The sequence below is a fragment of the Nocardioides sp. genome (assembly GCF_964229035.1).
GTDB lineage: Bacteria > Actinomycetota > Actinomycetes > Propionibacteriales > Nocardioidaceae > Nocardioides.
On record NZ_CAXRAZ010000060.1, the window covers coordinates 1 to 20,602 of the forward strand.

Here is a 20,602-nt window from a genome sequence, read left to right on the forward strand (position 1 = left end):
GTGTCGCCGCGAGCGGCGGTGGACCGGAGCGGTCCGGCAGTCTCAGTTGGTCAGCGGGTGACCTTGCCGGCCTTGATGCAGCCGGTGCAGGCGTTGATGCGCTTCGGGGTGCCGTTGACGACGGCGCGCACGCGCTGGATGTTGGGGTCGAAGCGGCGCTTGGTGATCTTGCGCGACCACGGCCGGTTGTTGCCGAAGGTCGGCTTCTTGTCGCAGATGTCGCACACGGCGGCCATGGGAAGACTCCTGGGTTCGGGTTCGTAGCTCGATGTTCTGAGCTCGGACGTGCTGAGCTCGGTGTGAACGGCCCGCCCGCTCCAGGGCCAGCCGGTTCCGATGTGCCCTGCGCATGGCGCATCGGGCAACCGGAGAAGGATAGCCGAGGCGTCGACAGGCGCTGAAATCGCGACGGACGCCGAGCGAGGTCGGGGAGCTCCCCGAGGCGAGCCCGCCCGGCCGCGGCCGGGGAGTCGCCCACTAGTGTGACCACCGTCGCGCGGTCCGCCGCCTCGGGGGAGGCGCCCGCGCGGCCGGGAGGGCGGTCCGGGTTCGAGCAGGAGGACGCAGCGGTGGAGCGCGTGGTCGACGGCGGGGAGGGCGAGGGCATCTCGCTGGCCACCGTCGTGCGCTTCGTCGACATCGCCGTCGACGCACTCGCCGCCGCCCGCGAGGAGGTCGACGCCCTCAACGTCTTCCCGGTGCCCGACGGTGACACCGGCACCAACATGTACCTCACCGTCGTCGCGGCCCGCGACGCCGTGCGCGAGGTCCAGGAGGGTCCGGACTGCACCCGCGAAGCCGTGCTCGGAGCCTTCGCCCGCGGCGCCCTGCTCGGGGCGCGCGGAAACTCCGGGGTGATCTTGAGCGAGATGCTGGGTGCCACGGCCCGGCGCATCGCGGCCGCCGCCCCCGACGAGCGCAACGGCCTCGTGCTCGCCGAGGCGCTGACGCAGGCCGCGGCCGCCAGCCACGCCGCGGTGGGCGAACCCGTCGAGGGCACGATGCTGACCGTGCTGGCCGCCGCGGCCCGCGCGGCCGAGGCACGCGCCGCGCAGGGCGCCCGCAGCAGCGAGGTGCTCACGGCGGCCGCGGCCGCCGCCCGCGAGGCGCTCGCGCGCACCCCCGAGCAGCTCGAGGCCCTCGCGCGGGCCGGGGTGGTCGACGCCGGAGGGCGCGGGTTGTCGGTCATCCTCGACGCGGCCGAGACCGTGCTCACCGGACGACGGCCCGTCCCGGTCACCTCGCCCCTCGGGGCCCGCGCCATCCCGGTGCCGCACCGGGAGCCGGGCATCGACCTCAGCCCCGACGGCCCCGCCTACGAGGTCATGTATCTGCTGCACATCGAGCACCCCGCCGACGCCGCCGACGCCGCCGCGCGCGCCGACGCCGACGCCGCCGCGGCCCTGCGTCGGCGCCTCGGCACCCTCGGCGACTCGGTCGTCGTGGTCGGCGGCGACGGCCTCTGGAACGTCCACGTGCACACCGACGACGTCGGCGCCGCGATCGAGGCCGGCCTCGTCATGGGTCGCCCGCACCGCATCCGGGTCACCCACTTCGCCGATCAGGCGGCCCGCTCCGGCGGCGCCGCCGCACCCGCCCCCTCGCTCTCCGGACGACGCGTGGTCGCCGTCGCGGCGGGCCCCGGCCTCGCGGCGCTCTTCGAGGAGGCCGGAGCGATCGTCGTCCGGGGCGGTCCCGGTCGGCGGCCCTCGACCGGTGAGCTGCTCGAGGCGATCACCGGCTGCGGCGCCCGGGAGGTCGTCGTCCTGCCGAACGACGAGCCCACGGTGCGCGCCGCGCAGGCCGCCGCCGGCACGGCGGAGGCCGACCACGGGGCCAGCGGCCTGCGGGTGGCGGTGATCCAGACCCACGCGCAGGTGCAGGGTCTCGCCGCGGTCGCCGTGCACGAGCCCGGCCGGGGCTTCGACCACGACGTCACCGAGATGACCGCCACGGCCCGCCACGTGCGCCACGGCGCCGTCACGATCGCCGCGCGCCAGGCCATGACGATGGCCGGTCCCTGCGAGCCGGGTGACGCGCTCGGTGTGGTCGCGGGCGACTTCGCGGTGGTCGGCGACGACCTCGCCTCGGTGGCTGCGACCGTTCTCGAGCGACTGCTCGCCGCGGGCGGCGAGCTGGTCACGATCGTCAGCGGGGCCGTCGAGGGCCTCGACAGCGCCGCGCTGGCCGAGCGCGCCCGGGCCGAGGTCGAGCAGCGCTACCCGCACGTCGACGTCGTCGTCTACGACGGCGGCCAGGAGCGCTACCCCCTGCTCATGTCGGTGGAGTGAGGCAGACTCGCTCCCGCGATGGCCATCACCTTCGACTCCCCGATCACCGCCGTGCTGGGCGCCACCACGCCCGCGCGGCGCAAGAAGTTCATCGACGGCCTCGGCCTGGCCACGGTGGGTGACCTGCTGCACCACTTCCCGCGGCGCTACCTCGAGACGGGTTCGCTGAGCAACCTCGGTGAGCTGCAGCCGGGCCAGATGCTGTGCGTGGTGGGTGAGATCGCCACCTGCCAGGTCAAGACCTACTCCGACAAGCGCACCGGCCGGCCCGCGGCGCGGGTGGAGGCCTCGGTGCGCACCGAGGGCGCGCGCCTGCGGCTCACCTTCTTCGCCCGCAACGAGCGCACCGCGCAGTGGCACGCCCGGCGCCTGGCCGTGGGCAACCGCGGCATCTTCATCGGCAAGGCCGACCGCTTCCGCGACGAGTGGCAGCTCACCAACCCGCAGCTGTCGATCTTCGGCATGGGCGACGGGGCCGAGGGCGAGGACCTCACCGAGGACATCCTCGAGGTCGGCGCGCTCTACCCGATCTACCCGCTCACCAAGGGCCTGCAGACCTGGGACGTCGCCCGCGCCGCGCGGTTCGCGCTGGTGCTGGTCGAGGGCATCGAGGACGCCCTGCCCGACGACCTCCGCACGCGGAACCGCCTCGTCACCCGCCACGAGGCCTACGAGCTGGCGCACCGCCCCGAGACCCGCGAGCAGGTGTACGCCGCCCACCACCGCTTCCGGTTCGAGGAGGCCCTGATCACCCAGCTCGTGCTGGGTCGCCGTCGCCGGGAGCGGCGCGCGCTCGGCGCCACGGCACGCGACGGCGGCGACGGCGCCCTGCTCGCCGAGTTCGACGAGCGCCTGCCCTTCCGGCTCACCGCCGGGCAGGTCTCGGTGGGCCACGAGATCGACGCCGACCTCGCCGCGCCCTACCCGATGAACCGCCTCCTCCAGGGAGAGGTGGGCTCGGGCAAGACCCTCGTGGCCCTGCGGGCGATGCTGCGCGTCGTCGACTCCGGCGGCCAGGCCGCCCTGCTCGCGCCCACCGAGGTGCTCGCCCAGCAGCACCACCGCTCGATCCAGGCGATGCTCGGCGACCTCGCGCTCGGCGGCACGCTGTTCGGCGACTCCGTGGGCACCCGCGTCGAGCTGCTCACCGGGTCGATGACCAAGACCCAGCGCACCGGCCCGCTCTCGCGCATCGCCTCGGGTGAGGCCGGCATCGTCGTGGGCACGCACGCACTGCTGCAGCAGCAGGTGATGTTCGCCGACCTCGGCCTCGTCGTCGTCGACGAGCAGCACCGCTTCGGCGTGGAGCAGCGGGCGGCGCTCACCGCCAAGTCGGCGGCACCGCCGCACCTGCTGGTCATGACCGCCACGCCGATCCCGCGCACCGTGGCCATGACGGTCTTCGGCGATCTTGAGACCTCCGTGCTCACCGAGCTGCCCGCGGGTCGCGCACCCATCCAGAGCAACGTCGTGCCCGCGGCCGAGCAGCCCGCCTGGCTCGCCCGTGCGTGGCAGCGCGTGCGCGAGGAGGTCGAGGCGGGTCACCAGGTCTACGTCGTGTGCCCGCGCATCACCGCCGACGAGTCCGAGGCCGGCCAGGTCGAGGTCGTCGAGGCGGCGCACCCGCTGATGCCCGACGGTCCGCTCGACCCCTTCGCCGACGAGGGCCCGCTGTTCGACGGGGCCGAGGAGGAGCGGGAGGTGCCGCGCCCGCCGCTCGCGGCCGTCGAGGACGTCGTGGCCCAGCTCGCCGCGGGGCCGCTGGAGGGTCTGCGCATCGCGCGCCTGCACGGCCGCCTGCCCGCCGAGGAGAAGGACGCCGTGATGCGCGCCTTCGCCGACGGCGAGATCGACGTGCTCGTCTCCACCACGGTCATCGAGGTCGGCGTCGACGTCGCCAACGCCACCACCATGGTCGTGCTGGACGCCGACCGCTTCGGCATCTCCCAGCTGCACCAGCTGCGCGGGCGGGTGGGGCGCGGCGGGCTCCCCGGCCTGTGCCTGCTCGTCACGCACGCCCTCGCCGGCACCCCGGGGCGGGAGCGGCTCGACGCGGTCGCCTCCACCACCGACGGCTTCCTGCTGAGCCGCTACGACCTCGAGACGCGGCGCGAGGGCGACGTCCTCGGAGCCAGCCAGGCGGGGCGTCGCTCGAGCCTGCAGAACCTCCGGGTGCTGCGCGACGAGGACACCATCGTCGCTGCGCGCGCCGCCGCCGAGGAGCTCCTCGACGTCGACGCCACCCTCGCCCAGGCTCCGGCACTCGCGCAGGTGGTCGCCGAGCTCGAGCGCACCCAGGCCGCTGCCTTCGTGGACCGCTCGTGACGCGCATCATCGCGGGGCAGGCCGGTGGACGACGGCTCCAGACGCCCAAGGGCTCGCTCACCCGCCCCACCTCCGACCGCGTGCGCGAGGCGCTGTTCTCGGCCGTGGAGTCGTGGGCGGGCTCGCTGCAGGACCTCCGCTTCCTCGACCTGTACGCCGGCTCCGGAGCGGTCGGGCTGGAGGCGTGGTCGCGGGGCGCGAGCGCCGTGCTGCTGGTCGAGTCCGACCGCCGCACGGCCGACCTCATCAAGGCCAACGCCCGCGAGATCGGGTGCGGCGTGGCCGACGTCCGCGCCCGCTACGTCATGGGGGTGCTCTCGGAGGCACCCCCGCACCCCTTCGACGTCGTCTTCGCCGATCCGCCCTACCCCCTCGAGGACGACGCCGTGGCCGGTGACCTGGCCCTCCTCGTCGACGGCGGCTGGCTCGCCGACGACGCCCTCGTCGTCGTTGAGCGGTCCTCGCGCAGCCCGCGACCCGTCCTGCCGCCCGGGCTCGAGCCGCTGCCCGGCAAGCGGGGGGAGCGACGCTACGGCGAGACGACGCTGTGGCTGGCGGAGTGCTTCGCCGACAGCCTCGATGGCCCCGACGGGCCCGAGGCCGGGGGCGACTAGCCTCGCCCCCATGACCCGTGCGGTGTGCCCCGGCTCCTTCGACCCGGTGACCAACGGCCACGTCGACATCTTCCGGCGGGCGGCCTCGCTGTTCGACGAGCTCGTGGTGGCCACCGGCACCAACATCTCCAAGTCGCGGCTCTTCGACCCCGAGGAGCGCCTCGAGATGCTGCGCGAGGCCTGCGCCGACCTGCCGAACATCACCGTGATGGGCTTCACCGGCCTCATCGTCGACTTCTGTCGCGAGATCGACGCCCAGGCGATCGTCAAGGGCCTGCGCGGCGGCAACGACTACGAGTACGAGCTGCCGATGGCGCAGATGAACGCCCACCTCACCGGTGTCGAGACGGTGTTCGTGCCCACGACCGCGAGCCTCGGCTACGTGTCCTCCAGCCTGGTCAAGGAGGTCGCCTCGCTCGGTGGCGACGTCACGGGTCTGGTCCCGCCGGCGGTCGAGCGGCGCCTGCGGGCCCGCCTCGAGGAGCGCGCGGCGGGGGAGCGGGGCTGAACCGGAGGTGAACCCCGGTGGGGAGGTCGGATTTTGACCGCCCTGGGGGCACCACTACGATGAGCGGGATCTGTTGTGCCCGGAACTGGAAGTGACCCCCTGAACAAGCTGGACCCGAGATCCCCGCTCGTGCTCGATACTCGCGAGCTCGGACGTCGACCGGGGTCCCAGCGTCAGGTGTCCCTCTCGGTCCCGGCCCCCGCAGATCTGGGCATCGAAGTCCTCTCCGTACCCGAGGGCGCGCCGGTCGAGCTCGACCTGCGCCTGGAGGCGGTCATGGAAGGCGTGCTCGTCACCGGGACGGCCACGGCCGATCTCGACGGCGAGTGCGTGCGGTGCCTGGAGCCGATCCACGAGTCCCTCGAGGTGACGTTCCAGGAACTGTTCGTCTACGACGACATCCGCGACGCCGACGGGGCCGAGGAGGACGACGAGGTCAGCATGCTCGACGACGACCTGGTCGACCTCGAGCCGCTGCTGCGGGATGCGGTAGTGCTCGCACTGCCGTTCCAGCCCGTGTGCCAGCCGGACTGTCCCGGACTGTGCCCCGAGTGTGGGGTGCGCCTCCTGGACGACCCGGACCACGCGCACGAGGCCCCGATCGATCCCCGGTGGGCCGCGCTGACCCGGCTCGCGCACGAGCCCACCGACGACTGACCATGCGTCCGGACGCCCCCACGGCGGCCGGTGAGACCCAAGGAGAAGACAGTGGCTGTTCCGAAGCGGAAGATGTCGCGCAGCAACACGCGGCACCGTCGGTCGCAGTGGAAGGCCGTCGCCCCGGCGCTGGTGACCTGCGCCAACCCCGCCTGCGGTGCCAAGCACCTGCCCCACCGTGCCTGCGGCACCTGCGGTCAGTACGGCGCCCGCGGTGAGCGCCGCCAGGTCCTCTGACCCCTCCACGTCGAGGAACATCGGCATCGCTGCCTACGACGAGCTGCGGCGGGCGCTCGGGGATCCCACGCTGGACCCCGAGCTGCTCGACCGCGCTCTGACGCATCGCTCCTACGCCTACGAGAACGGTGGTCTTCCGACCAACGAGAGGCTGGAGTTCCTGGGTGACTCGGTGCTCGGCGTCGTCGTCACCGAGACGCTCTACACGATCCACCCGGACCTGTCCGAGGGGCGACTGGCGAAGCTGCGCGCGGCCGTCGTGAACGCCCGCGCGCTGGCGGGCGTCGCCCGCGGCATCGGCCTGGGTGCCCACATCAAGCTCGGTCGGGGCGAGGAGGCCACGGGCGGGCGCGACAAGGCCTCGATCCTCTCCGACACCGTCGAGGCCGTCATCGGCGCGATCCACCTCAGCGGCGGCATCGAGACGTCGTCGATCGTCGTCCACCGGCTCTTCGACCCCCTCATCGCCGAGGCCTCGGCGCTCGGCGCGGGCCTGGACTGGAAGACCTCCCTGCAGGAGCTCGCCGCCGACCACGCGCTCGGTGTGCCCGAGTACGTGATCGCCGACGAGGGTCCGGACCACATGAAGACCTTCACCGCGCAGGTGCGGGTCGGCGACAGCCTCTACGGCAACGGCACCGGCCGCTCGAAGAAGGAGGCCGAGCAGGGCGCTGCCGAGACGGCCTACATCGAGATCAGCACCGCCCTGGGCGTCGGCTCGCAGGGGCGCACCGGCACGGGCGCCCCCGGCAAGGGCTAGGCACCGCCCGTGCCCGAGCTGCCCGAGGTCGAGGTCGTCCGGGCCGGCCTGGAGCGCCACGTCACCGGTGCGGTCATCCGCAGCGTGGAGGTTCTGCACGAGCGGCCGGTGCGCCGCCATCCGGCAGGTCCGTCGGGTTTCGCCGCCGACCTCGTCGGACGACGCCTGCTCGCTGCCCGTCGACGCGGCAAGTACCTCTGGGTGCCCCTCGAGGGCGGCGACGCCTTGCTGGCCCACCTCGGCATGAGCGGCCAGCTGCTGGTGCAGCCGCCCGAGGCGCCGGCCGAGCGTCACCTGCGGGTACGGCTGCGGCTCGAGGGCGCTGCCGAGGGCCGCGAGCTGCGTTTCGTGGACCAGCGCATGTTCGGCGGGCTGAGCGTCTCGCGGGGCGGAGCCGAGCTCCCCTCGGAGATCGCCCACATCGCGCGCGACCCGCTCGACCCGGCGTTCGACGAGGTCGCGGTGGCCGCCTCGATGCGTCGTCGCAGCTCCGCGGTGAAGCGACTGCTGCTCGACCAGACGCTCGTGTCGGGCATCGGCAACATCTACGCCGACGAGGCCCTGTGGCGCGCCCGCGTTCACGGCGAACGACCCGGCGAGCGCCTCACCCGCGCCCAGGCACTCACCGTGCTGGCCCGCGCGCGCGAGGTGATGCTCGAGGCCCTCGCGCAGGGGGGCACCTCCTTCGACGCGCTGTACGTCAACGTCAACGGCGAGTCGGGCTACTTCGACCGATCGCTGCACGCCTACGGGCAGGAGGGTCGCCCCTGTGAGCGGTGCAGCACGCCCATCCGGCGGGTGGCCTTCATGAACCGCTCCTCCTACTTCTGCCCCCGGTGCCAGCCGGTGCCGCGGGCACGCCGCAGCAGGCCGGCCGGCGGAGTCGCGGGCGGGGTGTCCGGTATTTGACCGTCCCGATGTGAAGTGGGACTCTTGGAGACGGCCCCCTCCGGGCCGAACGCCCCTCGATTCGGAAGGCTCACCTACATGGCCAAGGCGCTGATCGGTCACCTGAACAGCGACCTCCGCGACCCCCGTCTGGCGCTCGAGAACGCGCGCCTCCGCAACCGGGTCGCCGAGCTGGAGTCCCTCGTCCTGCGTCTCTCGCAGGAGAACGACAAGCTGCTCGCGGCCCGTGCCGCCGAGCTTCTCGGCAGCGACGCCGAGATGCAGCCTGCCTGAGGCTCCTCGCCCCGACGCCCCGCAGCGGGCGTCGAGCCGCTGCGCCACCGCGGTCCCGCGACCGCGGCGCACACCAGCGTCACCGCACCGCACCACCCGGCCATCCGCCGGGTGGTGTCGTCGTTCCGGGGCGTCGACGCGTTAACCTTGGCGCGCCGTGCTTCCCCCGGTCGGCGCGCCGTCCTCCCGCTCGCGGGGGGATCCGCCCGATCGTCCTCGGCGAGTCGGTCGCCGGACAGGACGTCCGACCGCAGCAGCGATCCCGTCGTCGAAGCGAGGCAAGCGCCGTGTACCTGAAGAGCCTGACGCTCAAGGGCTTCAAGTCCTTCGCCTCGGCCACCACGTTGCAGCTCGAGCCGGGCATCACCTGCATCGTCGGGCCGAACGGCTCGGGCAAGTCCAACGTCGTCGACGCCCTCGCCTGGGTGATGGGCGAGGCCAGCGCCAAGAGCCTGCGCGGCGGCAAGATGGACGACGTCATCTTCGCCGGCACGTCCGGTCGCCCGCCGCTCGGCCGCGCCGAGGTCGTGCTCACCATCGACAACTCCGACGGCGCGCTGCCGATCGACTACGCCGAGGTGACGATCAGCCGCACGATGTTCCGCACCGGCGGCTCGGAGTACGCCATCAACGGCAGTCCCTGCCGACTGCTCGACGTCCAGGAGCTCCTGAGCGACTCGGGCATCGGTCGCGAGATGCACGTCATCGTCGGGCAGGGCCAGCTCGACACGATCCTGCACGCGACGCCGGAGGACCGCCGCGGCTTCATCGAGGAGGCGGCCGGCGTCCTCAAGCACCGCAAGCGCAAGGAGAAGGCGCTGCGCAAGCTGGACTCGACCGAGGGCAACCTGACGCGCCTGCAGGACCTCCTCACCGAGATCCGCCGCCAGCTCAAGCCCCTCGGACGACAGGCCGAGGTCGCCCGTCGGGCCGCCACCGTGCAGGCCGAGGTCCGCGACGCCCGTGCGCGCCTGCTCGCCGACGACCTCGTCACCGCGCGGACGGCGCTGGAGCAGGAGCTCGCCGACGAGAGCCTGGTGCAGGCCCGCCGCACAGCCGTCGAGACCGACCTCGCCCGGGCGCGCGAGCAGGAGCAGCAGCTCGAGGCCGCCCTGCGCGAGGACCTCCCCGCGCTGTCGGCGGCGCAGGAGACGCTGTCGTCGCTCGGGGCGCTGCGCGAGCGCTTCCGCGGTCTGCAGGGTCTCGCGGGGGAGCGGGTGCGCAACGCGACAACCGGCGCCGAGACCGAGGCCGCGCCCAGGCGCGACCCCGAGCAGCTCGAGGCCGAGGCCGAGCGCCTCGCCGAGCAGGAGGCCGCGATCACCGCGCAGGTGGCCGAGCACCAGCGCACCCTCGAGGCCGCGATCGCCGCACGCAAGGGCGCCGAGGACGCCGCCGCCGCCGAGGAGAAGCGGGTCGCCTCCCTGCTGCGCGCCGCCGCCGACCGCCGCGAAGGGCTCGCGCGCCTGCACGGGCAGGTCAACAGCCTGCGCTCGCGCGCCGGTGCGGCCGAGGAGGAGATCGGCCGGCTGGAGGCCGCCCGCGCCGACGCGCTGGCGCGCGCCGAACGCTCCCAGCGCGACTTCACCGCCCTCGAGACCCAGGTCGCCGGCCTCGACGCCGGCGAGCTGGGCCTCGACACCGAGCACGAGGCCGCCGTGGCCGCCCTCGACGACATCGAGCAGCGTCTGGTCAAGGTGCGCGGTGAGGCCGCCCAGGCCGACCGTGACAGAGCGGGGCTCACGGCCCGCAAGGAGGCACTCGAGTTGGGGCTCCACCGCAAGGACGGCGGCGGCGCGTTGCTCGCGCTCGGCGAGGAGATCACCGGCCTCCTGGGATCGGTGGCCGCGCTGGTGTCGGTGCGCACCGGTTTCGAGGCCGCCGTCGCGGCCGCGCTCGGCGCCGCCGCCGACGCCATCGCCGTGCGCGATGCCGACGTCGCCGTGGGCGCCCTCGAGCGGCTCCGCAACGACGACCTCGGCCGTGCCGGCCTGCTGGTCGGCAACGCTCCCGCGGTGGCGCCCCTCGCCGGTGTCGACCTTCCGCCGGGTGCCGTGCCGGCGCGGGAGGTGGTCGACTGCCCGGCCGACGTCCGCCCCGCCCTCGACCGCCTGCTGGGGCACGTGGTCGTCGTCGACGACCTCGCGGCCGCCCGCACGCTCCTGGCCGGCCCGGTCGCCTCGGCGACGCCCGACCTCGTCGCTGTCACCCGTGACGGCGACCTCCTGGGGCACCACTTCGCAGCCGGCGGCTCCCAGGCCGGCGCCTCGCTGCTCGAGGTCCAGGCGGCGGTCGACGAGGCCGCCGACGCGCTCGTCGAGGCCGTCGCCTCCGCCGAGCGCCTCACCTTCGACCTCGCCCGGCTGGAGGCCGAGCGCGCCGAGGCCAAGCAGCGCGTGGACGTCGCGCTGGCCCGCCTGCACGAGTCGGACGCCGCGCTGGCCGCCTTCGCCGAGGAGCTCGCCCAGCACGGCTCCCTCGCACGGGCCGCGCGCGCCGAGGCGGAGCGTCTCGCCAGCGCGATCTCGCAGGCCGCGACCTCGCGCGAGCAGGCCCTGGTCGGTCTCGCCGAGCTCGAGCAGCGCCTCGGTGCCGCGGAGCAGGACACCGACGAGGAGCCCGACACCACCGTGCAGGAGCGGCTCGTCGAGGCCACCCGGGCCGCCCGGCAGGACGAGATGGACGCCCGGCTCGCGCTGCGCACCTCCGAGGAGCGGGCGCGCGCCCTGCACGGCCGGGTGGACCAGATGCGCCGTGCGGCCGCCTCCGAGCGCCAGACCCGGGCCCGCGCCGCCGAGCGGCGCGCCCGCCTCCAGGCCGAGGCCCGGACCGGCCGGGCCGTCGCCGCGGCGGCCGCCTTCGCGCTCGACCGGCTCGAGACCTCGGTGAGCGAGGCCGCGCGCCGCCGCCAGGAGGTGGAGGACTCCCGCCGCGGGCGCGAGGAGCAGCTGATGACCGTGCGCCGCACCGCCCGCGACCTCGCCCGCGAGCTCGACGAGCTGGTGAGCGTCGTCCACCGCGACGAGCTGGCGCGCGCCCAGCAGCGCATGCGTATCGAACAGCTCGAGACCAAGGCGCTCGAGGAGCTCGGCCTCGAGCCCGACGCCCTCGTCGCCGAGTACGGTCCCGACCTCCCGGTGCCGGTGCTCGACGCCACGGCATCTGACGGGGCCTCCGACGGGGCGGACGACGCCGTCCGCACCGTGCCGTACGTGCGCGAGGAGCAGGTCAAGCGCCTGCGCAGCGCCGAGCGGGCGCTGAGCTCGCTGGGGCGCGTCAACCCGCTGGCGCTGGAGGAGTTCAGCGCGATGGAGGAGCGCCACCAGTTCCTCTCCGAGCAGCTCGAGGACCTCCGCGCCACCCGCAAGGACCTCCTCGACATCGTCAAGGACGTCGACGCCCGCGTGGAGCAGGTCTTCACCGAGGCCTACGCCGACGTCTCGGCCGCCTTCGACGCGACCTTCGCGCGGCTCTTCCCCGGCGGCGAGGGTCGCCTGGTGCTCACCGACCCCTCCGACATGCTCACGACCGGGGTCGAGGTCGAGGCCCGACCGCCCGGCAAGAAGGTGAAGCGGCTCTCGCTGCTCTCCGGCGGCGAGCGCTCGCTGGTGGCCGTCGCGTTCCTGGTGGCTCTCTTCAAGGCCCGGCCCTCGCCGTTCTACATCCTCGACGAGGTCGAGGCCGCCCTCGACGACACCAACCTCGGGCGACTGCTCCAGATCTACGAGGAGTTGCGCGAGAACTCCCAGCTGCTCGTCATCACCCACCAGAAGCGCACGATGGAGGTGGGCGACGCCCTCTACGGCGTCACCATGCGCGGCGACGGCGTCTCGGCCGTGATCAGCCAGCGCCTGCGCGAGACGGAGCCGGCGTGAGCGGGGGAGCGGGCGGCTCGCCCGATCGCGCGCGTCCGCCGCGCTCGGCCTACCGGGCCTGGCGCACCGCCACCACCCGCTGGTCCGACGACGACGTCTACGGCCACCTCAACAACGCCCGCTACTTCGACCTCATCGACACCGCGGTCAACGCCCACCTCGCCGAGGCCACCGGCGTCGACATCCGCCGGCTGCCCGCCGTCGGGCTCGTGGCCGAGGTGTCGTGCCGCTACTTCGCCGAGATGGGCTACCCCCGACCGATCGACCTCGGGCTGCGGGTCGAGCGGCTCGGGACGTCGTCGGTGATCTACCGCGTCGGACTCTTCCAGGGCGACCCGGAGGGCGAGGGGGCGCTGGCGAGCGCCGAGGGTCGATTCGTCCACGTCTACGTCGACAACACCGAGCCGGAGCGTCCGGTGACGCCGGTGCCGGACGTCGTCCGCGCCGCCGTCGCCCCGCTCGTGGACGACGCCCTCGCCTGAGACCGCGAACCCCGGGAGCGGGCCTCGGCGATGGGGCTGGTTCACCGCCCGTCGGGCACCATGGAGGCAGTCGCCATCCGCTCCCCACGCAGAACCAGGAGTTGCTTCCACCGTGCTGTTCGTCGTGCTGGCCGTGCTGTTCAGCCTCGTCGTCTCGGGCCTCGTCGTGCTCTATGTCGCCTACCCCCACCGCGGCGAGCAGGTGCCCTACCTGCCGTGGCTGGGCGAGGCCATGGAGAAGGCGGTCGACCGCGCCCCCACCCTCGACGAGCACGACCAGCGGGTGCTGCACGAACAGCGTCGCTGACCCTGCCCCCGACCGGGCGCGGCGGCTCACCCACCACCTGATTGGATGAGCGCCATGGAGTGGCTCTACCTCGTCATCGGCATCGCCGTCGTCGGAGCGATCACCCTCGCCGGGCTCGTCACGACCCGTCTCAGTCGGCGTGGCGACGACGCGATCGAGCCGCCCGCCTCCGGCCGCGGCACCGATCTGCTCGCGCCCCCGGCCGACACCGATGTCGACGCACCGCCCGCCGACACCGATCTCCTGCCGCCCCCGGTCGAGGTCGAGGAGCCGCCGGCGCCCACGCTCGAGCGGCCCGAGAAGCCGGCCTCGCGTCTCGTCCGCCTGCGCCAGCGCCTCGCCGGCTCCAACGCCCTCGGCCGCGGTCTGCTCGGCCTGCTGAGCCGCGACCAGCTCGATGAGGACACCTGGGAGGCCATCGAGGACCTCCTCATCGCCGCCGACATCGGCGTGGCCCCCACGCAGGAGCTCGTCGAGCGTCTGCGCGAGCGCCTGCGCGTCGAGGGCTCCGCGGCCGACGTGCGCACCGTGCTGCGCGAGGAGCTCATCGCTCTCATCGACCCGAGCATCGACCGCGCTCTGCGCGTCAGCGGCGACGGCGCGCCCGGCGTCGTCCTCGTGGTGGGGGTCAACGGCACCGGCAAGACCACCACGGTCGGCAAGCTCGCCCGCATCCTCGTCGCCGAGGAGCGCACCACTCTCCTCGCCGCCGCCGACACCTTCCGCGCCGCCGCTGCTGACCAGCTCTCCACCTGGGGCGAGCGCGTCGGGGTGGAGGTCGTGCGCGGCCCCGAGGGCGGCGACCCCGCCAGCGTCGGCTTCGACGCGGTGCGCGAGGGTATCGAGCGCGGCGTCGACACCGTCGTCGTCGACACCGCCGGGCGCCTGCAGAACAAGCAGGGCCTCATGGACGAGCTCGGCAAGGTCAAGCGCGTCATCGAGAAGCAGACCCCCGTCACCGAGGTGCTCCTCGTCCTCGACGCCACCACCGGCCAGAACGGCCTCATCCAGGCCAAGGTGTTCTCCGAGGCCGTCGACGTCACCGGCATCGTGCTCACCAAGCTCGACGGCTCCGCCAAGGGCGGCATCGTCGTGGCGGTGCAGCGCCAGCTCGGCGTCCCCGTCAAGCTCGTCGGCCTCGGCGAGGGCCCCGACGACCTCGCCCCCTTCGACCCCGGCGCCTTCGTCGACGCGCTCCTGTCCTGATCCGGGCGCGAGTCGGTCGCCGAGGGGGCGCGAATCGGTCGCCGAGGGGGCGTGAACCGTGTGGACGACGCCCGCTCGGCGTCACGGAGGCGTAACGGGCGGTGCGATCTCGTTACACGCCGGCAACGCGACGCCGGGTGATTCGAAACCAAGCGCCGCGACGGTAGCGGCATGGAAAACGGCTACTACACCTGGATGCTGGTGTCGGCCTCACTCGTCCTGTTGATGACGGCGCCGGGACTGGCCCTCTTCTACGGCGGCATGAGTCGCACCAAGTCCGTGCTCAACATGCTGATGATGTCGTTCAGTGCGCTCGGCGTCGTCGGCATCGTCTACGCCCTCTGGGGCTGGTCGATGTCGTACAGCACGGGCTTCGCGAACGTCGACGGGAAGGCCGGCAAGGAGATCGCGATGCTGTTCTCCGACCCGTTCAACCAGTTCGGCCTCGAGAAGACCGATCCGGCCAACTACGTGTTCGTCGCCTTCCAGCTCACCTTCGCCGTGATCACGGCCGCCCTCATCAGCGGCGCTGTCGCCGACCGCCTCAAGTTCTCCGCCTGGCTGCTGTTCCTGCCGATCTGGGTGACGCTGTCCTACTTCCCGCTGGCCCACATGGTCTTCGGGGGCGGCTTCCTCAGCGGCGCCGAGGGCGGCCTGGCCGACCTGCTGTTCTCCGGCAAGGACGGCGCCGAGGTCGCGCCCATCGACTACGCGGGCGGCACCGTCGTCCACATCAACGCGGGCGTGGCGGGCCTCGTGCTGGCACTGCTGCTGGGCAAGCGCATCGGGTTCGGCAAGGACCCCATGAAGCCCCACAACCTCACGCTCACCATGATCGGCGCGGGCCTGCTGTGGTTCGGCTGGTTCGGGTTCAACGTCGGCTCGATCATCAACCTCGACGCCTACACCACCGAGACCGGCCTGGTGTGGCTCAACACCACCCTCGCCACGTGTGCCGCGATGCTCGGCTGGCTGGCGGTCGAGAAGTTCCGCGACGGCCACGCCACCTCCCTGGGCGCGGCCTCGGGTGTCGTCGCGGGCCTCGTGGCCATCACGCCGGCCTGCGGCAACCTGGTGCCCTGGAGCTCGATGGTCCTCGGCCTGGTGGCCGGAGCGGTCTGCGCGCTCGCGGTCGGGCTGAAGTACAAGTTCGGCTACGACGACTCCCTCGACGTCGTCGGCGTGCACCTCGTCGGCGGCCTCATCGGCACCGTGGGCGTGGGCTTCCTCGCCTCCAACGGTGGCGGCCTGCTCACCGGAGGCGGCCCGAAGCAGCTCGTCGTCCAGATCGCGATCGCGGTGTTCGCGATGCTCTGGTCGGGCCTGGCCACGCTGATCGTGGCGCTGTTCGTGAAGGCGGTCATCGGCCTGCGCATCGCCGAGGACGACGAGGTCGAGGGCATCGACTTCGTCGAGCACGGCGAGTCGGCCTACGATTTCGGGACCGGCGGCGGCGCTCGTCGCGCCTCGGTCCTCAGCTCGTCCACCACGTCGGCAACGGAGAGGTAGGGGCCATGAAGCTCGTCACCGCGGTCATCAAGCCGCACAAGTGGGAGGACGTCCGCGAGGCCCTCGAGACCTTCGGCGTCACCGGCATGACGGTCAGCGAGGTCAGCGGCTACGGGCGCCAGAAGGGCCACACCGAGGTCTACCGCGGCGCGGAGTACGACATCGCCCTGGTGCCCAAGATCCGCATCGAGATCGTCGTCGACGACGCCGACACCGAGGACGTCGTCGGCATCATCACCAAGACCGCGCACACCGGTCGCATCGGCGACGGCAAGGTCTGGGTCAGCCCGATCGACACGGTCGTGCGGGTGCGCACCGGCGACCAGGACGCCGCGGCGCTCTGAGGCGGGTCGAGCCGGGACGTGAGCGCCAACCGGCCTCGGACGGCCGCGGGCGCCGCCGGCGGCGCGGACGGCTTCACCGTCCCGTAACGTGCGACGGAGTCCGTGTTACGGCGCCGAAACATTCGCTGTTCACAGTGGTCGGGCCCTGTTGCGACGCTGGACCGTCGCGGCGGGGCCCGATCTGAACCGACGTGAGGACAGCGATGCCCGTGACCGCCCTGAGCCCCTCCGCCCTGATCCCGAGCACCCCCACGGCACTGGCCGCCGCGCCGTCGGCGTCCGGTGACACCGCCTGGCTGCTCGCCGCCGCCGCGCTGGTGCTGCTGATGGCGCCCGGTCTGGCGTTCTTCTACGGCGGGATGGTGCGCTCGAAGAGCGTGCTCAACATGATGATGATGGTCTTCGGGGCGCTCGGCGTGGTCATGGTCGTGTGGGTGCTAGTGGGCTACTCGATCGCCTTCGGCGACGATCTCGGCGGCGGTCTCGTGGGTGACCCGACGCAGTACGCCGGCTTCCGCGGGATGCTCACCGAGGTGGCCGACGCGCCGTACCCGATCACGCTCTTCGCCACCTTCCAGGGCCTCTTCGCCGTGATCACGGTCGGTCTCATCGCCGGCGCGATCGCCGACCGCACGCGCTTCGGCACCTGGCTGGTCTTCGCCGGTCTGTGGACCGTGCTCGTCTACGCGCCGGTGGCCCACTGGATCTTCGACTTCTCCTCCGGCGACCACGTGGGTGGCTGGATGGCGAACAAGCTCGGCGCGCTGGACTTCGCGGGCGGCACGGCGGTGGAGATCAACTCCGGCGCCGCGGGTCTCGCGGCCGCGCTCGTGCTCGGACGACGGGTGGGTTTCGGTCGCGACCCCATGAAGCCGCACAACCTCACGCTGGTCATGGTGGGCGCGGGTCTGCTGTGGTTCGGCTGGTTCGGCTTCAACGCGGGCTCGGCGCTGGCCGCCAACAACCTGGCCGCGATCGTGTTCGTCAACACGCTGCTCGCCGGCTGCACCGGACTGCTGTCGTGGCTGGCGGTGGAGCGCTTCCGTGACGGCCACGCCACCTCGTTCGGCGCCGCGTCGGGCGTGGTGGCCGGTCTGGTGGCCATCACCCCGTCGTGCGGCGCGGTCACCCCCCTCGGCGCGATGGTGGTCGGTATCGCGGCGGGCGCCATCTGCGCGCTGGCCGTCGGGCTGAAGTACACCTTCAAGTACGACGACTCCCTCGACGTCGTGGGCGTGCACCTCGTCGGCGGTCTCGTGGGCACCATCATCATCGGCCTGCTGGCCTCGAGCTCGGTCACCAGCGTCGACGGCCTTCTCTACGGCGGCGGCGCCGACCAGCTCGGCAAGCAGCTGGTGGCCGCCGGTGCGACCCTGGCGTACTCCTTCACCATGACCGCGGCACTGGTGTGGGTGCTCGAGAAGACCATGGGCTTCCGCGTCGATCCCGATGACGAGGTCGCCGGCGTCGACCTGGCCATCCACGCCGAGACCGCCTACGACCTCAACGTCACCGGCGGTGCCCGCCCCCATTTCGGTGCCGGGCCTGGCAGTCTGCACTCCTGAGCACCGCACACCCTGCAAGTCCCGAGCCCCCTGCAGTTCAGTCGAGAAGAGGTCGGTCCACGTGAAGCTGGTCAGCGCAGTCGTCAAGCCGCACAAGTGGGAGGACGTCCGTCAGGCCCTGGAGACGGTCGGCGTCAACGGCATGACCGTCAGCGAGGTCAGCGGCTACGGGCGCCAGAAGGGCCACACCGAGGTCTACCGCGGGGCCGAGTACGACATCGCGATGGTGCCGAAGGTGCGCATCGAGATCGTCGCGGACGACGCGGACGTCGACGTCATCGTCGAGACGATCACCCGCGCCGCTCAGACCGGCAAGGTCGGCGACGGCAAGATCTGGGTCACCCCGGTGGAGACGGTCGTGCGCGTGCGCACCGGCGACACCGGGCCCACCGCCGTCTGAGGCGCGCGAACCGCGACGCCCCCACCCTCCGCCCCGACTGCACCGCCGGTCGCCCCCGCCGCCGGTCGCCTGTTCCCGATGCGAGAACGACGCCGATGACTGCTGCCGACCGTTCGGCCCGCACCGCCCGCGCCGACGCGCTGTGCGCTGCCGCGTTCGCCGACTCCGGCGCCCCGGAGACCGGGAGCGCCCTGGTCGCGGTGGGCGGCTACGGACGCAGCGAGCTCGCACCGCACTCCGACCTCGACCTGGTGCTGGTGGCCGACGACGCGCTGGTCGACGTCAGGGGGGAGGCGTGGGCCGAGGTGGCGGGTCGGCTCTGGGCGCCACTGTGGGACGCCGGCCCGCGCCTGGACCACTCGGTGCGATCGCTGCCCGAGATGCTGGCCGCCGCCGACGGCGACGTGCGCGTGGCCTCCGGCCTGCTCGACGTGCGCCACGTGGCAGGCGATCCCAGCCTCACCCTGCGCCTGCGCACCACGATCCTCGCGCAGTGGCGTCGCCAGGCCCGCCAGCGCCTGCCTGAGCTGCGCGAGATCGTGGTGAGCCGCCACCGGATCGTGGGCGAGCTCGCCCACGCCTCCATGCCCGACCTCAAGGAGGCTGAGGGTGGTCTGCGGGACGCGACCGTGCTCAAGAGCCTGACGACCACCTGGCTCATCGACGTGCCGGGGGCCGACCTCGAACGGTGCCGTCAGCAGCTGCTCGACGCCCGCGACCTGCTGCACGAGATCGCCGGGCGCGCCAGCGATCGGATCGCTCCCGAGCACTGGCAGGCGCTCGCCGAGGGACTCGGCCTGCCGGACGAGCGCGCGGCCCAGCGTCACGTGCGCGAGCTCGGACGACGCATGACCCACCTCTCGCGCCTGGCCTGGCGGCGCGTGGACGACGCACTCCGCCGTTCCCCGGCCGCCAAGCCGCGCCGTCCGGAGCTCGAGCCGGTGGCGCCGGGGGTCGCGCTGTCGAACGGGGAGATCGTGCTGGACGCCCGGGCGCGACCGGCCGACGACCCCGTCCTGCTGCTGCGTGCTGCTGCGGAGGCGGCGGTGCGCGACGTCGTCCTCGCGCCGCCGACCGCGGCGCGGCTGGTGCGCGAGGGGGCCCCGCTGCCGGACCCGTGGCCGGCCGAGGCGCGCCAGCAGCTGGTGCGCCTGCTCGCTGCGGGGCCGGGCCTGCTCGCGGTCTGGGAGACCCTGGAGGAGACCGGCGCGCTGCCGCGCATCCTGCCCGAGTGGGACCGCATCCGGCTGCTGCCGCACGCCTCACCCATCCACCGCTTCACCGTCGACCGGCACTCGGTCGAGACCTGTGTCGAGGCGGCCGCGCTCATCCGCGGCGTGAGCCGACCGGACGTGCTGATGGTGGCCGCGCTGCTGCACGACATCGGCAAGGGTGGGCTGACCGAGCACAGCGTCGCGGGTGCGCCGGTGGCCCGCGAGATCGCCGAGCGCATCGGGTTCGCCGCCGACGAGGTGGACCTCGTCGGGCAGCTGGTGCGCTGGCACCTGCTGTTGGCCGACATCGCCACCACCCGCGATCCCGACGACCCCGCCACCATCGACGCGCTCACCGAGCATGTGCGGACCCCCGAGGCCTTGGCGCTGCTCACCGCGCTCACCGAGGCCGACGCCAAGGCGGCCTCCCCGAAGGCGTGGACGTCGTGGCGTGCGGGCCTCATCCTCGATCTCTCGCGCCGGGCCCGCGCCTCGCTCGAGCGCGGCGTGGTGCCGGCCCCGGTGCGCGAGGAGGAGATCGAGATCCCCGACGTCGCCCGCGCCGGGCGCCTGGCCGTCGACGTCGTCCGGGTGCCCGGGGGATCGCGCGTGACCACCGCGGCCGCCGACCGGATCGGACTGCTCGCCGACGTCGCGGCGACCTTCGCGCTGCGCCGCGTTCCGGTGCGGGCGGCGCGGGTGTGGTCGCAGGGCGACTACGGCGTGTCGGTGTGGGACGTCGCCGACGATCACCTCGACGCGGGCGCGCTGCGCGACCAGTTCGACGCGATCACCGAGCGCCGCGTCGATCCGGCCCGGCGCCTGGCGCCGCGGCCCGTGCCGGCCGGCGAGCTCGCCCCCACGGTGGTGGTGCGCCCCGAGGCGAGCGACCACGCGACCGTGGTGGAGGTGCGCGCCGCCGACCGCGTCGGCGTCGTCTACCAGGTGAGCTCAGCGCTGGCCGCTCTCGACATGACCGTGCGCTCCGCCCACATCTCCACCCTCGGCCCGCAGGCCGTGGACGTCTTCTACGTGCAGGAGTCCGCAGCGGGAGCCCTGTCGGAGATCCGCGCCGCCGAGGCCGCGCACGCGGTGCGCGCGGCCATCGGCGACGGCTGACCCCTCG

The 20,602-nt window shown here is 73.4% G+C and carries 19 protein-coding genes; 18 read left to right on the forward strand and 1 reads right to left on the reverse strand.

The window, feature by feature from the left end:
• Window positions 1-50: 50 nt before the first annotated feature.
• Window positions 51-236, reverse strand: a complete 186-nt coding sequence (gene rpmB, locus ACERUN_RS17810; RefSeq protein ID WP_370291429.1) for a 50S ribosomal protein L28 — start codon at window positions 234-236, stop codon at window positions 51-53.
• A gap of 333 nt (window positions 237-569) precedes the next feature.
• Here rpmB and ACERUN_RS17815 point away from each other — a divergent pair, with 333 nt between their 5' ends.
• The 18 genes from ACERUN_RS17815 (at window position 570) to ACERUN_RS17900 (ending at window position 20,595) form a co-directional block, all read left to right on the forward strand.
• Window positions 570-2,291, forward strand: a complete 1,722-nt coding sequence (locus ACERUN_RS17815) for a DAK2 domain-containing protein (protein ID WP_370291431.1) — start codon at window positions 570-572, stop codon at window positions 2,289-2,291.
• 18 nt (window positions 2,292-2,309) lie between these two features.
• Window positions 2,310-4,616: an ATP-dependent DNA helicase RecG gene (locus tag ACERUN_RS17820; RefSeq protein ID WP_370291432.1), complete on the forward strand. Its 2,307-nt coding sequence runs from the start codon at window positions 2,310-2,312 to the stop codon at window positions 4,614-4,616.
• Window positions 4,613-5,230 carry a 16S rRNA (guanine(966)-N(2))-methyltransferase RsmD gene (gene rsmD, locus ACERUN_RS17825; protein WP_370291433.1) on the forward strand — a complete coding sequence of 206 codons (618 nt, stop codon included), beginning with the start codon at window positions 4,613-4,615 and terminating at the stop codon, window positions 5,228-5,230. Before ACERUN_RS17820 ends, rsmD begins: the two co-directional genes overlap by 4 nt.
• A gap of 10 nt (window positions 5,231-5,240) precedes the next feature.
• Entirely contained in the window at window positions 5,241-5,738 is a 498-nt protein-coding gene (gene coaD / locus ACERUN_RS17830) for a pantetheine-phosphate adenylyltransferase (RefSeq protein WP_370291434.1), read from the forward strand.
• A 99-nt stretch (window positions 5,739-5,837) separates the two neighbouring features.
• A complete protein-coding gene (locus ACERUN_RS17835; RefSeq protein WP_370291483.1) occupies window positions 5,838-6,395 on the forward strand; it encodes a DUF177 domain-containing protein in 558 nt (185 codons plus the stop codon).
• Window positions 6,396-6,446: 51 nt separating this feature from the next.
• Entirely contained in the window at window positions 6,447-6,632 is a 186-nt protein-coding gene (gene rpmF, locus ACERUN_RS17840) for a 50S ribosomal protein L32 (RefSeq protein ID WP_370291436.1), read from the forward strand.
• Window positions 6,633-6,651: 19 nt separating this feature from the next.
• A complete protein-coding gene (rnc, locus tag ACERUN_RS17845; RefSeq protein ID WP_370291484.1) occupies window positions 6,652-7,392 on the forward strand; it encodes a ribonuclease III in 741 nt (246 codons plus the stop codon).
• A gap of 9 nt (window positions 7,393-7,401) precedes the next feature.
• The gene (gene mutM / locus ACERUN_RS17850; protein ID WP_370291437.1) at window positions 7,402-8,301 is read left to right on the forward strand and encodes a bifunctional DNA-formamidopyrimidine glycosylase/DNA-(apurinic or apyrimidinic site) lyase; all 900 of its coding nucleotides are present in this window, start codon (window positions 7,402-7,404) and stop codon (window positions 8,299-8,301) included.
• Between the two features lie 78 nt (window positions 8,302-8,379).
• Complete coding sequence (locus ACERUN_RS17855) at window positions 8,380-8,574, forward strand: hypothetical protein (RefSeq protein ID WP_370291438.1); 195 nt, start codon at window positions 8,380-8,382, stop codon at window positions 8,572-8,574.
• Window positions 8,575-8,861: 287 nt separating this feature from the next.
• On the forward strand, window positions 8,862-12,449 hold the full coding sequence (smc, locus tag ACERUN_RS17860; protein ID WP_370291439.1) for a chromosome segregation protein SMC: 3,588 nt from the start codon (window positions 8,862-8,864) through the stop codon (window positions 12,447-12,449).
• The gene (locus ACERUN_RS17865; protein WP_370291440.1) at window positions 12,446-12,931 is read left to right on the forward strand and encodes an acyl-CoA thioesterase; all 486 of its coding nucleotides are present in this window, start codon (window positions 12,446-12,448) and stop codon (window positions 12,929-12,931) included. The genes smc and ACERUN_RS17865 overlap by 4 nt, the downstream gene beginning before the upstream one ends.
• 112 nt (window positions 12,932-13,043) lie before the next feature.
• Window positions 13,044-13,238: a hypothetical protein gene (locus tag ACERUN_RS17870; protein ID WP_370291441.1), complete on the forward strand. Its 195-nt coding sequence runs from the start codon at window positions 13,044-13,046 to the stop codon at window positions 13,236-13,238.
• A 45-nt stretch (window positions 13,239-13,283) separates the two neighbouring features.
• The gene (gene ftsY, locus ACERUN_RS17875; RefSeq protein WP_370291442.1) at window positions 13,284-14,444 is read left to right on the forward strand and encodes a signal recognition particle-docking protein FtsY; all 1,161 of its coding nucleotides are present in this window, start codon (window positions 13,284-13,286) and stop codon (window positions 14,442-14,444) included.
• 171 nt (window positions 14,445-14,615) lie between these two features.
• Entirely contained in the window at window positions 14,616-15,953 is a 1,338-nt protein-coding gene (locus ACERUN_RS17880; protein WP_370291444.1) for an ammonium transporter, read from the forward strand.
• Window positions 15,954-15,958: 5 nt separating this feature from the next.
• Window positions 15,959-16,297, forward strand: coding sequence for a P-II family nitrogen regulator (locus ACERUN_RS17885; RefSeq protein WP_370291445.1), 339 nt, complete (start codon window positions 15,959-15,961; stop codon window positions 16,295-16,297).
• Between the two features lie 209 nt (window positions 16,298-16,506).
• Window positions 16,507-17,862, forward strand: coding sequence for an ammonium transporter (locus ACERUN_RS17890; RefSeq protein ID WP_370291446.1), 1,356 nt, complete (start codon window positions 16,507-16,509; stop codon window positions 17,860-17,862).
• A 61-nt stretch (window positions 17,863-17,923) separates the two neighbouring features.
• The gene (locus tag ACERUN_RS17895) at window positions 17,924-18,262 is read left to right on the forward strand and encodes a P-II family nitrogen regulator (protein WP_370291447.1); all 339 of its coding nucleotides are present in this window, start codon (window positions 17,924-17,926) and stop codon (window positions 18,260-18,262) included.
• 95 nt (window positions 18,263-18,357) lie between these two features.
• The gene (locus ACERUN_RS17900; protein WP_370291448.1) at window positions 18,358-20,595 is read left to right on the forward strand and encodes a [protein-PII] uridylyltransferase; all 2,238 of its coding nucleotides are present in this window, start codon (window positions 18,358-18,360) and stop codon (window positions 20,593-20,595) included.
• Window positions 20,596-20,602 lie beyond the last annotated feature (7 nt).

Coding starts and splice junctions, on each gene's coding strand:
- rpmB (WP_370291429.1), bottom strand. CDS start 236: ATGGCCGCCGTGTGCGACATCTGCGACAAGAAGCCGACCTTCGGCAAC.
- ACERUN_RS17820 (WP_370291432.1), top strand. CDS start 2,310: ATGGCCATCACCTTCGACTCCCCGATCACCGCCGTGCTGGGCGCCACC.
- coaD (WP_370291434.1), top strand. CDS start 5,241: ATGACCCGTGCGGTGTGCCCCGGCTCCTTCGACCCGGTGACCAACGGC.
- ACERUN_RS17855 (WP_370291438.1), top strand. CDS start 8,380: ATGGCCAAGGCGCTGATCGGTCACCTGAACAGCGACCTCCGCGACCCC.
- ftsY (WP_370291442.1), top strand. CDS start 13,284: ATGAGCGCCATGGAGTGGCTCTACCTCGTCATCGGCATCGCCGTCGTC.
- ACERUN_RS17880 (WP_370291444.1), top strand. CDS start 14,616: ATGGAAAACGGCTACTACACCTGGATGCTGGTGTCGGCCTCACTCGTC.
- ACERUN_RS17885 (WP_370291445.1), top strand. CDS start 15,959: ATGAAGCTCGTCACCGCGGTCATCAAGCCGCACAAGTGGGAGGACGTC.
- ACERUN_RS17900 (WP_370291448.1), top strand. CDS start 18,358: ATGACTGCTGCCGACCGTTCGGCCCGCACCGCCCGCGCCGACGCGCTG.